Raw genomic sequence first — 16,011 nt, 5'->3', positions numbered from 1 at the left:
ATTCAGCTTATCTTCATTTTATAAAACTAAAACATGGAGCGTGTTACTTCTCTCGGTATTCCTGCTGAGTTTTGTAAGTATCAATGGATTATTCCGCTGTTTAGCCTTTAATTAGCTTTTAATTTTTATGTATTTAAGACAAAAAAAGACGCCCGAAGGCGTCTCTTTTTTAGCTTTAACTTGAATTAGAATTCTTCGTTAAATGCTTGACTTAAAGCTTGATCAACATCAGAGAAGTCATTGTGCAGTTCAAATTCTGCAGCTTCTGCTTCTTGACGACGACGCTCGAGATGGTAAGCCAAACCTGTACCCGCTGGGATCAGACGACCTACAACCACGTTTTCTTTCAGACCGCGTAAGTCATCTTCTTTACCTGTTACAGCCGCTTCAGTTAACACACGTGTGGTTTCCTGGAACGATGCAGCAGAGATGAACGAGTCAGTCGAAAGCGACGCTTTGGTAATACCCATCAACAGACGTTCAAACTTCGCAGGGAACTTGTTTTGTGCAAGAACTGCTTGGTTTTCCTGTACAACACGGATGTAATCCACTTGTTCGCCTTTGATGAAGCTGGTATCGCCACCATCAGTGATATCCACTTTACGCAGCATTTGACGTACGATGACTTCAATGTGCTTGTCGTTGATTTTTACACCTTGCAGACGGTATACGTCCTGAACTTCGTTCACGATGTAGTTGGTCAGCGCCACTTCACCTTTCAGACGTAAAATGTCATGCGGGTTCTGTGGGCCGTCAGAAATGGTTTCACCACGGTTCACATGTTCGCCTTCGAACACGTTAATGGTACGCCATTTCGGAATCAGCTCTTCGTAAATCTCAGAGCCATCATCCGGTGTAATCACCAGACGGTTCTTACCTTTGGTTTCTTTACCGAAGCTCACAACGCCCGATACTTCTGCAAGGATTGCATGCTCTTTCGGCTTACGTGCTTCGAACAAGTCAGCTACACGCGGTAGACCACCGGTAATATCACGGGTACGTGAAGATTCTTGTGGTACACGACCGATGACATCACCGACACCAATCGTTTCGCCATCACGGACAGAAAGAATGGTGTTTTGTGGCAAGAAGTAGAACTGTTCAGTGCCTTCAACTGTGTCTAACACTACAGCAGGACGCAAATCTTTACCTGACGCAGGACGTGAAGTCACTGGCAAGATTTCGATGGTTGACATACCTGTTGCATCATCAGTTTTCGAAGTCACGGTCACGCCATCAGCGATCTGGCTGAAACGCACTTTACCTGCAACTTCTGTTACCAATGGATGTGTATGCGGATCCCAAGTCGCCACGATACCGCCTGCTTCTACAGCTTCGCCATCTTTTAGCAAGATAGACGCACCGTAAGGCAGTTTATAGCGCTCACGCTCACGACCTAAATCATCCGCGATACCGATTTCACCTGAACGTGAAGTCGATACCAAGTGACCTTTGGCATGTTGTACTGTTTTCACGTTGTGGAAACGCACTGTACCCTGGTTACGAACTTGTACGCTGTTTGCAGCAGACGTTCGGCTTGCAGCACCACCCACGTGGAAGGTACGCATAGTTAACTGTGTACCTGGTTCACCAATCGATTGAGCTGCCATGACACCAACAGACTCACCCGGGTTCACCTGATGACCACGCGCTAAGTCACGGCCGTAACATTTCGCACATACACCGAAAGTAGACGCACAGTTTACAACCGAACGTACTTTAATTTCGTCGACACCTTGGCTTTCGATAAACGTTGCCAGTTTCTCGTCAATTAAAGTATTACGTGGAAGCAGAACTTCGTCTGTACCGACACGTTTCACATCTTCAGCAACCACACGACCCAATACTCGTGCACCCAAGTTCTCGATGACATCGCCACCTTGAATGAATGGTGTCATTACTAGACCGTCGAAGGTGCCACAATCTGGCTCGGTAATCACCAAGTCTTGCGCAACGTCTACCAGACGACGCGTCAAGTAACCAGAGTTCGCAGTTTTCAGTGCTGTATCGGCCAAACCTTTACGCGCACCGTGTGTCGAGATGAAGTACTGTAGTACAGTCAAACCTTCACGGAAGTTCGCTTTAATAGGCGTTTCAATGATCGAGCCATCCGGCTTCGCCATCAAACCACGCATACCCGCCAACTGACGAATCTGAGCTGCCGAACCACGGGCACCCGAGTCAGACATCATGTAGATCGAGTTGAATGATTTTTGCTTCTCGTCTTCACCCTGTTTGTTTTTAACAGTCGTGAAAGACAAGTTGTCCATCATCGCTTTAGCAACCTGGTCATTGGTACGCGCCCAAATATCGACCACTTTGTTATAACGTTCGCCGGCAGTTACGAAACCTTGTTCGAACTGTTGTTCGATTTCACGAACTTCAGCTTCCGCTTTACCAATAATGACTTGTTTTTGTGGTGGAATAACCATGTCTTCCATACCGACAGATACACCTGAACGCGTCGCCTGACGGAAGCCTAGGTACATCAATTGGTCAGCGAAGATAACAGTATCTTTCAGACCCAATTTACGGTAGCAAGAGTTAATTAACTTAGAGATGTTTTTCTTGGTCATCTCAACGTTAATTTGCTGGAAATCCATACCTTCAGGCACAACTTCCCAAAGTAGGCAGCGACCAGGTGTGGTATCTACAATAATGGTTTGATGTTCACGGTTGCCATCTTCATCGATGACAGTCTGGTGTACACGTGCTTTAACGCGAGCGTGTAGATCAACCTGACCTGTTGCCAGTGCACGGTTTACTTCGTGAGTATCCGCGAACACCATGCCCTCACCTTTGGCATTGATTGCATCACGCGTGATGTAATACAAGCCCAAGACAACGTCCTGAGACGGCACGATGATTGGCTCACCGTTCGCTGGAGACAAGATGTTGTTGGTCGACATCATTAACGCACGCGCTTCTAACTGCGCTTCAAGTGTTAATGGTACGTGTACCGCCATTTGGTCACCATCGAAGTCGGCGTTAAACGCAGCACACACGAGTGGGTGTAGACGGATCGCCTTACCTTCAATCAGGATCGGTTCAAATGCTTGAAGACCTAGACGGTGAAGTGTTGGCGCACGGTTCAACATCACTGGATGTTGACGGATCACGTGAGCAAGAACGTCCCAAACTTCTGGCGTCTCGCGCTCAACCATTTTCTTCGCAGCTTTAATGGTGGTTGCTTGACCAGATGCCTGTAGTTTCGCGAAAATGAATGGCTTGAACAGTTCAAGTGCCATTTTCTTCGGAAGACCACATTGGTGCAAACGCAGGTTTGGACCAACGGTAATGACCGAACGACCTGAGTAATCGACACGTTTACCCAATAAGTTCTGACGGAAACGACCTTGCTTACCTTTGATCATATCTGCCAAAGATTTAAGCGGACGCTTGTTCGAACCGGTAATTGCACGACCACGACGACCGTTGTCCAACAATGCATCGACAGACTCTTGCAACATACGTTTTTCGTTACGTACGATGATGTCTGGCGCTGCAAGGTCAAGAAGACGTTTTAAACGGTTGTTACGGTTAATCACACGACGGTAAAGATCGTTCAAGTCAGAAGTCGCGAAACGACCACCTTCAAGTGGTACCAACGGACGAAGGTCTGGTGGCAGAACTGGAAGTACAGTCAACACCATCCATTCTGGCTTGTTGTTCGAATCGTTGAATGCTTCCATCAACTTCAAACGCTTAGAGGCTTTTTTCAGCTTGGTTTCTGAAGTTGTCACAGGAATTTCTTCACGAAGACGCGCAATTTCAGCTTCAAGATCGATGTCTTTCAACAAGTCTTGAACCGCTTCTGCACCCATTTTCGCTGTGAATTCATCACCATGCTCTTCCAACGCATTGAAGTATTCTTCATCGTTCAGAAGCTGGTATTTCTCAAATGGCGTCATACCGGGATCGGTAACCACATAAGATTCGAAATACAATACGCGTTCGATATCACGTAGCGTCATGTCTAATAATAGACCGATACGGCTCGGCAATGATTTCAAGAACCAGATGTGTGCAACTGGAGAAGCTAGCTCGATGTGACCCATACGTTCACGACGAACTTTCGCAGTTGTTACTTCAACGCCACATTTTTCACAAATGACGCCTTTGTATTTCATACGCTTGTATTTACCACACAAGCATTCGTAATCTTTTACTGGACCAAAGATTTTGGCACAGAATAAACCATCACGTTCAGGTTTGAACGTACGATAGTTAATGGTTTCTGGCTTTTTAACTTCACCGTGAGACCATGACTTAATCATTTCTGGTGACGCAAGACCAATACGGATGCGGTCAAACTCTACAGGAGCATGACCGTCTGAATCCGTCTTTTTGCGCATGATATCGAGCAAGTCTTTCAATTTTTTTCTCCGTGTGTCGAGGAGATTTTCACTTCTCGACTGGGTCACAAATATTGTTTTTAACTGAATTGGGAATCCCAAGAATCCCCCTAAATCCCCCTTTATAAAGAGGGACTTTCCCCTCTTTCTTAAAGAGGTGAGAAGCATTGCTTCGCAAGGGAGATTCAATGGAACTAATTAGTCACCATTTTTCAGTTCAATGTTGATACCTAAAGAACGGATCTCTTTGGTCAATACGTTGAACGATTCAGGCATACCCGGGTCCATATAATGGTTACCATCTACAATATTCTTGTAGATACGGGTACGGCCTTCAACGTCATCCGATTTCACAGTCAGCATTTCTTGTAGCGTATATGCTGCACCGTAAGCTTCTAGTGCCCAGACTTCCATCTCACCGAAACGCTGACCACCGAATTGTGCTTTACCACCCAGCGGCTGTTGCGTGACTAGAGAATAAGAACCAGTTGAACGCGCATGCATCTTGTCATCAACTAAGTGGTTCAGTTTCAGCATGTACATATAACCTACAGTTACTGGACGGTCGAAACGCTCACCAGTACGACCATCATATAATACTGTCTGACCAGTACTTGATAGACCTGCAAGTTGTAACAATTCTTTGATCTGACCTTCTTCAGCACCATCGAATACAGGTGTTGCCAAAGGCACACCAGCACGCAAGTTACCAGAAAGTTTCAAGATTTCTTCATCAGTCAAACTGTCAAGATCTTCTTGCTCGCCACCAACTTTGTTATAAATCTTGTCCAGGAAATCACGAAGCTCAAGTACAGTACGCTGTTCTTTCATCATCTTGTCGATTTGATCGCCAAGACCTTTGGCAGCCATACCTAAGTGAGTTTCAAGAATCTGACCCACGTTCATACGCGATGGTACGCCCAGCGGGTTCAGTACGATATCAACAGGTACACCATTGGCATCGTGTGGCATGTCTTCTACCGGCAAGATGTTTGATACAACACCCTTGTTACCGTGACGACCGGCCATCTTATCACCCGGCTGGATGCGACGTTTTACCGCAAGATAAACTTTAACTACTTTCAATACGCCAGTGGTCAGCTCATCGCCTGTAGAAAGTTTGCGTTTTTTCTCAGCAAATTTCTCGTCAATTTCGAAGCTCTTCTCTTTCAAGAACACTTGAATTTGCGTTAGACGTTCAGCGATTGCTTCATCAACCGGTTGAATTTCAAGAAGATCAACAAGCTCTAAACCAGACAACACGTCTTCAGACAGTTTGTCGCCACGTTTAGTGGTACCGCCACCATTCGACTCTTGACCGTTCAACAAACGAATTACACGTTCACGTGCTGCTTCTTCAAAGATCTTGAACTCTTCTTTCAAGTCTTTACGGTAAGCATCAAGCTGAGCTTTTTCAATTGCTTGAGCACGTTCGTCTTTTTCAAGACCATCACGTGTAAACACTTGAACATCAATCACAGTACCTTTGGTACCAGATGGAACGCGTAAAGATGAATCTTTAACGTCAGCTGCTTTTTCACCGAAGATTGCACGAAGCAATTTTTCTTCCGGCGTTAGCTGCGTTTCACCTTTAGGCGTCACTTTACCAACAAGAATATCACCTGCTGTTACTTCAGCACCGATGTAAACAATACCTGATTCATCAAGTTTAGAAAGCGCTGCTTCACCCACATTCGGGATATCGGCCGTGATTTCTTCAGCACCAAGCTTAGTATCACGTGCGACACATGACAATTCCTGGATATGAATCGAGGTTAAACGGTCTTCTTGAAGTACACGCTCTGAAAGTAAGATCGAGTCTTCGTAGTTGTAACCGTTCCAGGTCATGAATGCGACGCGCATGTTTTGACCAAGCGCTAGCTCACCGCCATCAGTCGATGGACCATCAGCTAATACGTCACCACGACCCACTTTATCACCCAGGTTCACCAGAACTTTCTGGTTGATACAGGTGTTTTGGTTTGAACGGGTGTATTTGATCAGGTTATAGATATCTACACCTGCCTCACCTGCGATCATCTCTTCTTCGTTCACACGAATGACTACACGAGATGCATCAACAAACTCGATACGACCACCACGCTGAGCGATCACACATACACCAGAGTCATGTGCTACGTTCGCTTCCATACCCGTACCTACGAGTGGTTTGTCAGCGATTAACGTAGGAACAGCCTGACGTTGCATGTTTGAACCCATCAATGCACGGTTGGCATCATCGTGTTCAAGGAACGGAATCAGTGACGCAGCCACAGATACAACCTGCTGAGCAGATACATCCATATGCGTTACTTTTTCCGGCGGCATGCGTACGAAGTCACCTTGGTGACGTACAGATACAACTTCTTCTAATAAATTACCATCAGCATCTACTGCAGAATCGGCCTGTGCAATCACAGTACCCACTTCTTCAATCGCAGACAGGTATTCAATGTCCATGGTTACACGGCCATCAACTACTTTACGGTAAGGCGTTTCCAGGAAACCGAAGTTGTTCGCTTTAGCATATACAGAAAGCGAGTTGATCAAACCAATGTTTGGACCTTCCGGCGTTTCAATTGGACATACACGACCGTAATGCGTTTGATGTACGTCACGTACTTCAAAGCCCGCACGTTCACGCGTCAAACCACCGGGACCAAGTGCTGATACACGACGCTTGTGCGTGATTTCAGACAACGGGTTGTTTTGATCCATGAACTGAGACAACTGGCTTGAACCAAAGAATTCTTTGATTGCAGCAGCAACAGGCTTCGCATTGATTAGATCTTGCGGAGACAGGTTGTCTGTTTCAGCTTGAGATAAACGTTCTTTAACAGCACGTTCTACACGAACCAGACCGACACGGAATTGGTTTTCTGTCATTTCGCCCACAGAACGAACACGACGGTTACCCAAGTGATCGATATCGTCGACTTCACCTTTACCGTTACGGATTTCAACTAATGTTTTCAATACATCAGTGATATCTTCGTTCGAGAGAATACCTTCAACTTCACGCGACTTCTGGTCTGTACCCACTTCATAAGGACGACCCAAACGACGGTTGAACTTCATACGACCGACTGGAGACAAGTCATAACGCTCAGAAGAGAAGAACAGGTTATTGAACAGGTTCTCAGCTGCTTCTTTGGTTGGTGGCTCGCCCGGACGCATGACTTTGTAGATTTCGACCAATGCTTCTTCACGAGTGGTCGTAGTATCTGCACGTAGAGAATCTGCAACGAATGAACCACGGTCGATATCATTGGTGAACAGAACATTAAACTGCTTCACGCCGCCTTCTGCAATTTTCACCATGACTTCATGGCTCAATACGGTATTTGCAGCAATCACGTCGCCATCTTTTAATGCGATGTCTTCAGCCGTGATACGCTCATACAAATACTCATCAGGCACTGCAAGTTTTTCAAGACCTGAAGCTTCCATCTGACGTACATGACGCGCGTTAATACGTTTACCTTGTTCAACGATTGCCTTGCCATCTTTATCCAAGATGTCAAATTGTGCCATTTCGCCGCGCAGACGTTCCGGCACCAAGTCAATTTGATAGCTACCCATGTCAAGATATACAGGGACTTTCTCGTAGAACATGTTGAGAATGTTTTCGTTGCTATAACCCAGCGCACGCAGCACCACAGTCGCAAGTAATTTACGACGACGGTCAATACGTACATAGACCAGGTCTTTGGCATCGAATTCAAAATCTAACCATGAACCACGGTAAGGAATGATACGCGCTGAATAAAGGACTTTACCACTTGAGTGAGTCTTACCTTTATCGTGGTCAAAGAATACGCCTGGTGAACGGTGTAATTGAGATACGATTACACGCTCGGTACCATTAATTACAAAGGTCCCGTTATCCGTCATCAATGGCATTTCGCCCATATAGACTTCTTGTTCACGTACGTCTTTAATTGACTTCGTTTCACGATCTTTCAGGATCAAACGAATTTTTACACGCATTGGTGCTGCATAAGTTGAGCCACGAAGAATACATTCGCGTACATCAAACTCAGGCTTACCAAGACTATACTCAACAAATTCTAAAGCAGCATTGCCAGAATAACTTTCTATAGGAAAAACTGAACGAAATGCGGCTTGGAGACCGATATCTTCGCGGTTTTTTGGTGATTTGCCATCTTGTAAGAACGTTCTGTACGAGTCGACTTGAATCGCGAGCAGGTACGGAGCATCCATAACGCTAGGCAATTTACCAAAATTCTTACGGATCCGTTTCTTTTCGGTATATGAGTATGCCATCTGGAGTCCTCGGAAAGTGTAAACCAAGCCCGCCTGCAGAACGGGCTCAGAAGGAATTACGCTGGCCGATATGGCCACCACTCTTTACAAATGCTGCAATTTTTAGTGGTATTAAAACGCTTATCAATATTTTTTTACTGAAAAATATTGGTAAACGTTTGTTCATTATGTTTATTTTTAATTTGTATGATTTTTATATCATGCAAACAAAAATCGAGCCGATTATTGTAACGCAAAAAGGCTGATGACCCAAGAGCCATCAGCCAATTTTTGGAGCTGATTATAAAAAAACCGGCTCCCTTAAGCTATTACTTAAGAGTAACTGTAGCACCAGCTTCTTCAAGTTTCTTCTTAAGTTCTTCGCCTTCTTCTTTAGAAACGCCTTCTTTAAGAACTGTAGGAGCGCTTTCAACCATGTCTTTAGCTTCTTTCAAGCCAAGGCCAGTTGCTTCACGAACTGCTTTAATTACAGCAACTTTGTTTGCGCCAAAAGAAGTCAATTCAACATTGAATTCAGATTGCTCTTCAGCAGCAGCAGCAGCAGGACCAGCAGCAACAGCTACAGCAGCAGCAGAAACGTTGAATTTCTCTTCGAAAGCAGAAATAAGTTCAACAAGTTCAAGAACAGTTTTTTCAGCAACTGCGTTTAGGATTTCTTCGTTTGTTAAAGCCATGAGATTAACTCCAAATGGGTATTGAATGATGTGTGTGTAAGTTTGAGCTTAAGCAGCTTCTGACTCGTTTTTCTCTTGAAGCGCTGTAAGTAAGCGGCCCAATTTCGAAATAGGAGCTTGAAGAACGTTTGCAAGCATAGTAAGCGCTTTCTCTTGGTTCGGAAGATTCGCGATAACGCTAACTTCTTCGCCTTGATAAAGTTTGCCATCAAATGCAGCAGCTTTAAGTTCAAATGCTTTATTAGTTTTAGCGAATTCTTCGAACAAACGTGCAGCAGCACCCATGTCGTCTTCAGAAGTCGAGAAAGCTAAGATTGTTGGGCCAACAAGGTTGTCGTTCAAGATATTGAATTGAGTATCTTGAAGAGCGCGTTTAGCCAAAGTGTTACGCACGATACGTGTGTGAACACCTAGTTTACGAGCTTCAACGCGAAGAGCAGTTAATTGCTCAACAGTTAAACCTTGATAGTCAGCAACAACAGCGGCAAATGCAGTAGAAGCAACTTCAGTTACTTCAGCTACGATCTGTTTTTTGCCTTCGATAAGAAGAGCCATTGTAAAACCTCCTAACGGTGATTTATGTACTTACGCGAAGTACACTCCCAATTCGTTAATCCATCACTGGACTAACACGCGGAGGATGAACAAATCACACCACCGCGTCTACGCAGGCTGGACGATTAAGAGCGAAGCATAAAACTCCCCTCGCCCGCGGTCTTTGACGCTGATAAATTTTCATTTATCAATTCAAAGTTTGCCTAAGTTTGCAAAATACGACGGAGCGTTTCTTGCGTAAGTTTTAAAGCAGTGCTTTAAAACTTACTCAGGGCTTTAAAATTCTGTATAAGTCGAGACTTATTTAGAAACGTTTGCTACATCAACGATCAAACCAGGACCCATAGTTGAGCTCAAAGTGATCTTTTGAATGTATACGCCTTTAGAAGTCGCAGGCTTTAAACGTTTCAAGTCAGCAACGAGTGCTTCAACGTTTGAACGAACAGCTTCAGCAGTGAAACCTACTTGACCGATCGCAGCGTGGATAATACCCGCCTTGTCTACGCGGTAACGTGCTTGACCAGCTTTTGCATTTTTAACTGCAGTTGCTACGTCAGGAGTTACCGTACCCACTTTAGGGTTTGGCATTAAGCCACGTGGACCAAGGATCGTACCAAGTTTACCTACAACGCGCATTGCATCTGGAGCAGCAATTACAACGTCAAAGTCAAGGTTACCCGCTTGGATGCTTTCAGCAAGATCATCGAAACCAACAACGTCTGCGCCTTCAGCTTTAGCAGCTTCAGCAGCAGCGCCTTGAGCGAATACAGCTACACGTACAGTTTTACCCGTACCTGCAGGAAGTGTAGTCGCGCCACGAACAACTTGGTCAGATTTACGAGGATCAACACCTAGGTTTACCGCGATATCCAAAGATTCTTTGAATTTAGGAGCTGGAAGGCTCTCTAAAACTGCAACAGCTTCTTCTAGCGTGTAAACTTTGTGCGCTTCTACAGCAGCTACGATCGCTTTTTGACGTTTAGTTAATTTAGCCATGTCTTAAAGCTCCACTTCCAAGCCCATAGAACGCGCAGAACCAGCAATGGTACGTACACGTGCGTCTAAATCAGCACCAGTCAAATCTGGTTCTTTAGTAGTCGCGATTTCTTCGATTTGAGCACGAGTCAACTTACCAACTTTAGTTTTGTTAGGTACAGCTGAACCCTTCTGGATACCAGCAGCTTTCTTAAGAAGAACAGCAGCAGGTGGAGTTTTCATGATGAATGTGAACGACTTGTCGTTGTACACAGTGATCACGACTGGAATTGGTAGACCAGCTTCAACTTTTTGTGTCGCAGCATTGAATTCTTTACAGAATGCCATGATGTTCACACCACGTTGACCTAGTGCAGGACCAATCGGTGGAGATGGATTCGCTTTACCAGCTGGAACTTGCAGCTTGATATAGCCGTCAATCTTCTTAGCCATTTCAAATTACCTCTGGGTGCAAACGCCGGTGAAGGCTCCCCAATGATTTCAAGTAACGATACCGTTACAACAACAATGCCTGATTTGCACGCAAATCAGGCGTTTTCAACCCAAACCAATTAAACTGATTTTTCGACTTGACGAAATTCCAGTTCAACTTGAGTTGGACGGTTAAATACATTAATGGTCAGCGTTAAACGTGACTTTTCGTACTGAACTTCTTCCACCACACCTTTAAAGTCTGTGAATGGACCGTCAACTACGAGTAATTCTTCGCCTGGTTCAAACATCGTCTTAGGACGAGGTGCTTCACCAGTATTGCGTACACGCGCAAGAATCGCATCGGCTTCTTTTTGCGTAATTGGCGCCGGTTTTTCCGCCGTACCACCAATAAAGCCTAAAACTTTCGGACATTCTTTAACAATGTGCCAAGTGTCGTCATTCATTTCCATTTCGACTAGAACATAGCCAGGAAAGAACTTGCGCTCTGATTTACGTTTCTTGCCATCCTTCATTTCTACCACTTCTTCGGTAGGAACCAGGACTTCACCAAAGCTATCGGCAACAGCGCTACGCTGGATTCGATCATTAAGCGAACGCATTACTTGTTTTTCATAACCTGAATAGGCATGAATAATGTACCAACGTTTCATAGCTCTCTTACCCGATAATAAACTTGATTAACCAGCCTAAAATATAATCGAAACACCATAAAACAATGGAGGTAATTACGACTACAACAAGAACTTGCCAAGATGTGGACACAGTCTCTTGCTTGGTAGGCCAGGTCACTCGACGGAGCTCGATTCGTGCATCTTTCAGCAGACGAATAAAGCCTTTGCCTTGATGGGTGGCGTATAATAAACCGAATGCTGCAACGATACAAGCCAAAATCACCCCAACACGCACCCAAATATCATTCGCAGGGGCCCAGTATGCTGGTAAATATTGGTTTACCATCATTGCACCAACCAATAAAATCAAGGCGATAACCCATAGAACCATGTCTAATGGAGAACCAGAACTTACATCTACTGCAGGATTATTTCTTTGAGGAATTGCCGCTTCGCCTAATGCGTCGCGTGATTTTTCATTCGACATTTTTGTACTCGTCGTAGGTTTCGCGACTTATTATATGACCAATTTTGCCGACATCAAGCGTCTTTTTCAAAACTTGGCAGGTCAGGAGGGACTCGAACCCCCAACATTCGGTTTTGGAGACCGACGCTCTACCAATTGAACTACTGACCTGCAAAATAACAAGTTGGAGCCGAAACCCCAACCCGTTTATCTTATTCTATGATTATGCAGTTACTTTAGCAACTACACCAGCACCCACTGTACGACCGCCTTCACGGATCGCAAAACGTAGACCTGGGTCCATTGCGATTGGGTGGATTAGCTCTACTGACATCTCAACGTTGTCACCAGGCATAACCATTTCCACGCCTTCTTTAAGCGCGATCGCACCAGTTACGTCCGTAGTACGGAAGTAGAACTGTGGACGGTAACCGTTAAGGAATGGAGTGTGACGACCACCTTCTTCTTTAGAAAGTACGTATACTTCCGCATCGAATTTAGTATGTGGCTTGATCGCACCTGGTTTAGTCAATACTTGACCACGTTGTACGTCTTCACGCTTAGTACCACGTAGAAGAACACCACAGTTCTCGCCTGCACGACCTTCGTCAAGCAATTTACGGAACATTTCAACGCCAGTAACTGTAGTTACTTGAGTATCACGGATACCAACGATTTCAACTGATTCGCCTACTTTAACAATACCAGTCTCTACACGGCCAGTTACTACTGTACCACGACCAGAGATTGAGAATACGTCTTCAATTGGCATAAGGAATGGAAGGTCGATTGCACGTTCTGGCTCTGGAATGTAAGAGTCAAGTGCTTCAACCAGTGCAACAACAGCGTCTTCGCCATACTGACCAGCTTCACCGTTAAGTGCAGCAAGTGCAGAACCGCGGATTACTGGAGTGTCATCGCCCGGGAAGTCATAAGTAGAAAGAAGTTCACGAACTTCCATTTCAACCAGTTCAAGAAGCTCTTCGTCGTCTACAAGGTCGCATTTGTTCAAGAATACAACGATGTAAGGTACACCTACCTGACGAGAAAGCAGGATGTGTTCACGAGTCTGTGGCATAGGACCATCAGTCGCAGCACATACAAGGATCGCGCCGTCCATCTGAGCAGCACCAGTAATCATGTTTTTAACATAATCGGCGTGGCCCGGGCAGTCTACGTGAGCGTAGTGACGAGTTGGAGAATCGTATTCTACGTGTGAAGTATTAATTGTAATACCACGTGCTTTTTCTTCTGGTGCAGAGTCGATTGCAGCGTAATCACGCGCTTCGCCACCGAATTTCTTCGCACATACAGTTGCAATCGCAGCTGTTAAAGTTGTTTTACCATGGTCGACGTGACCAATTGTGCCCACGTTAACGTGTGGCTTATTACGTTCAAACTTAGCCTTAGCCATGTTAATACTCCTCGTTTACGTCGAACACAATTCTGAGTAAAACCCAGTTCCGACATGTCGTTTTAAAAAACCAAATACCAAATACTTGAAAAGCAGACTAAATAGCCTGCTTCTGAAATATTGTGCAATAAAAATTGCTAAACTGTAATCTGGAGCTCTTATCGAGATTTGAACTCGAGACCTCTCCCTTACCAAGGGAGTGCTCTACCACTGAGCTATAAGAGCAAATATTAGCACTTCAATGGAGCGGGAGACGAGGGTCGAACTCGCGACATGCAGCTTGGAAGGCTACCGCTCTACCAACTGAGCTACTCCCGCACGATGTTGGTACAAACCACTTATTGAAGTATTAAAATTGGTGGTGAGGGAAGGATTCGAACCTTCGAAACTTTCGTAGCGGAGTTACAGTCCGCCCCCTTTGACCGCTCGGGAACCTCACCATTTTACACTTACATCAGTGCTGTTCTTTACTCAACCCTTGAAACTCTCCAAGATGGTGCCGGCACACGGATTCGAACTGTGGACCTACTGATTACAAGTCAGTTGCTCTACCAACTGAGCTATGCCGGCGTTTCTTAGTGTTTCGTACGTTTCGTATCGGAACGGTGTGCAGTTTAGCAAAACTCACAAACCATGCAAGTGTTTTTTTCAAAAAAAACCTCAAAAACTCATAAAATCAAACCATTTGATGATAATTCAACCGCTTTGATCACTGCGCGAGCTTTTATTTGGGTTTCATTCCATTCAGATTCGGGATTTGAGTCGGCAACCAGTCCTGCTCCGGCCTGAACATAGACTTTATTTTCACGGATCACACAGGTACGAATCGCAATCGACATGTCCATTTCGCCGTGCCAGCCTAAATAACCGACAGCGCCTCCAAAAATTCCGCGTTTTACCGGCTCAACTTCGTCAATAATTTCCATGGCACGAATTTTTGGTGCACCTGAAAGCGTACCGGCAGGGAAAGTTGCCTTAAAAACATCCAAGGCATCGACATCGTCACGCACTTCACCCTGTACATTCGAGACAATATGCATGACATGCGAATAACGTTCGATCACCATTTGATCAGTCACTTGAACTTTACCAATTTTTGCAATGCGTCCGACGTCATTGCGACCCAAGTCAATCAGCATGACATGTTCGGCAATTTCTTTTTCATCAGAGAGCAAGTCTTGCTCAAGGGCCAGATCTTCTTCCTTGGTTTTGCCACGTGGTCGTGTGCCTGCTAAAGGACGCACTGTGGCAATGCCATTTTCCAGACGTGACAGAATCTCTGGCGAAGAACCGACAATATGGAACGGTGTATTGTTTTCCAAGGTTTGCCCTTGTACCAGAAACAGATACGGCGAAGGATTCAGATGACGTAGCGCACGATAGACCTGCAAAGGATCACCATCGAAATCTGACACCATACGATGCCCGGGCACCACCTGCATCACATCGCCGGCACGAATATATTCTTTGACCTTTTCAACCGAGGCAATAAAGTTGTCATGTCCGGTTAGAGATTCAAAATGTGGCGGACTATGTTTTTCAGCTTTCAGGCTAATCGGTGTTGCCAGAATATTTTCCAATTCATTCAATTGTTCATGTGCTTTTTCATAAGCAATCGGGTCAGCTGCATCGGCATGCACAATCAGAAATAAGGTATCTTTTAAATTGTCAAAGACAATGACGGTTTTAGACAACATCATCCAGATATCAGGCAAGCCAACCGGATCTGCTTCAGGCACATTTTTGAGTTTTGGTTCAATATAACGCACGGCATCATAACCAAAGTAGCCCACCAGACCGCCAGTGAAGCTTGGCAATGCAGGCAAGTCCTGTTGGGTCGGCACTTTAAACTGAGCCTGAAAGTCACGAATATAGTGAAAAGGATCTGCACAGTGCTGCTTTTCAATCGAGCCGTCCGCATGCTGTACCGTCAGTTCACCGGCATTACAGGAAAATACCGTAGATTCGCCCAGCCCAATAATCGAATAGCGTGCCCAGTTTTCTCCACCTTCGACAGATTCAAACAGATAAGCCTGCTGATGCTGCTTAAGACGCGCGAAAATAGAAAGTGGGGTATCCGTATCGGCCAGACGCTGACGGTACACTGGAATCAGGTTATAGCCTTGTGCAGCAAGTTGCTGGAATTGTGCTTGTGTGGTCATGCGGTTTTTCTCTTTAAATTGGGTTTACTCAGTGTATAAATAGACTTGAACTGAGC

11 protein-coding genes and 5 tRNA genes are annotated in these 16,011 nt (G+C 45.1%); 1 reads left to right on the top strand and 15 read right to left on the bottom strand.

The features are described 5' to 3' along the window. Nucleotides 1–185: 185 nt before the first annotated feature. Complete coding sequence (rpoC, locus tag FTV29_RS01105; RefSeq protein ID WP_005173031.1) at nt 186–4,376, bottom strand: DNA-directed RNA polymerase subunit beta'; 4,191 nt, start codon at nt 4,374–4,376, stop codon at nt 186–188. Between the two features lie 177 nt (nt 4,377–4,553). Further along, nucleotides 4,554–8,642, bottom strand: a complete 4,089-nt coding sequence (rpoB, locus tag FTV29_RS01100; RefSeq protein ID WP_005095277.1) for a DNA-directed RNA polymerase subunit beta — start codon at nt 8,640–8,642, stop codon at nt 4,554–4,556. Here rpoB and FTV29_RS01095 point away from each other — a divergent pair. Beyond that, nucleotides 8,636–8,887, top strand: coding sequence for a hypothetical protein (locus tag FTV29_RS01095; RefSeq protein WP_034608820.1), 252 nt, complete (start codon nt 8,636–8,638; stop codon nt 8,885–8,887). The two genes, rpoB and FTV29_RS01095, sit on opposite strands and share 7 nt — an antisense overlap. Before the next feature lie 63 nt (nt 8,888–8,950). Here FTV29_RS01095 and rplL read toward each other — a convergent pair whose 3' ends face one another. From rplL to trpE, 13 genes are all read right to left on the bottom strand, one after another. Beyond that, nucleotides 8,951–9,316 carry a 50S ribosomal protein L7/L12 gene (gene rplL / locus FTV29_RS01090; RefSeq protein ID WP_005095274.1) on the bottom strand — a complete coding sequence of 122 codons (366 nt, stop codon included), beginning with the start codon at nt 9,314–9,316 and terminating at the stop codon, nt 8,951–8,953. Nucleotides 9,317–9,364: 48 nt separating this feature from the next. Next, complete coding sequence (gene rplJ, locus FTV29_RS01085) at nt 9,365–9,871, bottom strand: 50S ribosomal protein L10 (protein ID WP_005095272.1); 507 nt, start codon at nt 9,869–9,871, stop codon at nt 9,365–9,367. Nucleotides 9,872–10,171: 300 nt separating this feature from the next. Beyond that, on the bottom strand, nt 10,172–10,867 hold the full coding sequence (gene rplA / locus FTV29_RS01080; RefSeq protein WP_005095271.1) for a 50S ribosomal protein L1: 696 nt from the start codon (nt 10,865–10,867) through the stop codon (nt 10,172–10,174). Between the two features lie 3 nt (nt 10,868–10,870). Next, on the bottom strand, nt 10,871–11,299 hold the full coding sequence (gene rplK, locus FTV29_RS01075; RefSeq protein ID WP_004278614.1) for a 50S ribosomal protein L11: 429 nt from the start codon (nt 11,297–11,299) through the stop codon (nt 10,871–10,873). Nucleotides 11,300–11,418: 119 nt separating this feature from the next. Further along, entirely contained in the window at nt 11,419–11,952 is a 534-nt protein-coding gene (nusG, locus tag FTV29_RS01070) for a transcription termination/antitermination protein NusG (protein ID WP_004278615.1), read from the bottom strand. A 7-nt stretch (nt 11,953–11,959) separates the two neighbouring features. Continuing rightward, on the bottom strand, nt 11,960–12,400 hold the full coding sequence (secE, locus tag FTV29_RS01065; RefSeq protein WP_005095267.1) for a preprotein translocase subunit SecE: 441 nt from the start codon (nt 12,398–12,400) through the stop codon (nt 11,960–11,962). A 74-nt stretch (nt 12,401–12,474) separates the two neighbouring features. After that, a tRNA-Trp gene (locus FTV29_RS01060) sits at nt 12,475–12,550 on the bottom strand. A 52-nt stretch (nt 12,551–12,602) separates the two neighbouring features. Further along, a complete protein-coding gene (tuf, locus tag FTV29_RS01055) occupies nt 12,603–13,793 on the bottom strand; it encodes an elongation factor Tu (RefSeq protein ID WP_005095265.1) in 1,191 nt (396 codons plus the stop codon). A 150-nt stretch (nt 13,794–13,943) separates the two neighbouring features. Then, a tRNA-Thr gene (locus FTV29_RS01050) sits at nt 13,944–14,018 on the bottom strand. A 17-nt stretch (nt 14,019–14,035) separates the two neighbouring features. Beyond that, nucleotides 14,036–14,111, bottom strand: a tRNA-Gly gene (locus tag FTV29_RS01045). 38 nt (nt 14,112–14,149) lie between these two features. After that, nucleotides 14,150–14,233: transfer RNA gene (locus FTV29_RS01040), tRNA-Tyr, on the bottom strand. A gap of 54 nt (nt 14,234–14,287) precedes the next feature. Beyond that, nucleotides 14,288–14,363, bottom strand: a tRNA-Thr gene (locus FTV29_RS01035). Between the two features lie 98 nt (nt 14,364–14,461). Then, complete coding sequence (gene trpE / locus FTV29_RS01030) at nt 14,462–15,955, bottom strand: anthranilate synthase component I (protein ID WP_005095263.1); 1,494 nt, start codon at nt 15,953–15,955, stop codon at nt 14,462–14,464. Nucleotides 15,956–16,011: the final 56 nt, after the last annotated feature.

It is taken from the genome of Acinetobacter sp. YH12254 (assembly GCF_013417415.1).
In the GTDB taxonomy this organism is placed as follows: Bacteria; Pseudomonadota; Gammaproteobacteria; order Pseudomonadales; family Moraxellaceae; genus Acinetobacter; species Acinetobacter pseudolwoffii.
Note: the sequence above shows the minus strand (reverse complement) of the source record. Positions and strands in the feature narration are given on the sequence as shown.

Bases quoted from the DNA above. Each gene is read 5' to 3' on its own strand.
- FTV29_RS01095 (WP_034608820.1), top strand. From the start codon at position 8,636: ATGCCATCTGGAGTCCTCGGAAAGTGTAAACCAAGCCCGCCTGCAGAA.
- rpoB (WP_005095277.1), bottom strand. From the start codon at position 8,642: ATGGCATACTCATATACCGAAAAGAAACGGATCCGTAAGAATTTTGGT.
- rplL (WP_005095274.1), bottom strand. From the start codon at position 9,316: ATGGCTTTAACAAACGAAGAAATCCTAAACGCAGTTGCTGAAAAAACT.
- rplJ (WP_005095272.1), bottom strand. From the start codon at position 9,871: ATGGCTCTTCTTATCGAAGGCAAAAAACAGATCGTAGCTGAAGTAACT.
- rplA (WP_005095271.1), bottom strand. From the start codon at position 10,867: ATGGCTAAATTAACTAAACGTCAAAAAGCGATCGTAGCTGCTGTAGAA.
- rplK (WP_004278614.1), bottom strand. From the start codon at position 11,299: ATGGCTAAGAAGATTGACGGCTATATCAAGCTGCAAGTTCCAGCTGGT.
- nusG (WP_004278615.1), bottom strand. From the start codon at position 11,952: ATGAAACGTTGGTACATTATTCATGCCTATTCAGGTTATGAAAAACAA.
- secE (WP_005095267.1), bottom strand. From the start codon at position 12,400: ATGTCGAATGAAAAATCACGCGACGCATTAGGCGAAGCGGCAATTCCT.
- tuf (WP_005095265.1), bottom strand. From the start codon at position 13,793: ATGGCTAAGGCTAAGTTTGAACGTAATAAGCCACACGTTAACGTGGGC.
- trpE (WP_005095263.1), bottom strand. From the start codon at position 15,955: ATGACCACACAAGCACAATTCCAGCAACTTGCTGCACAAGGCTATAAC.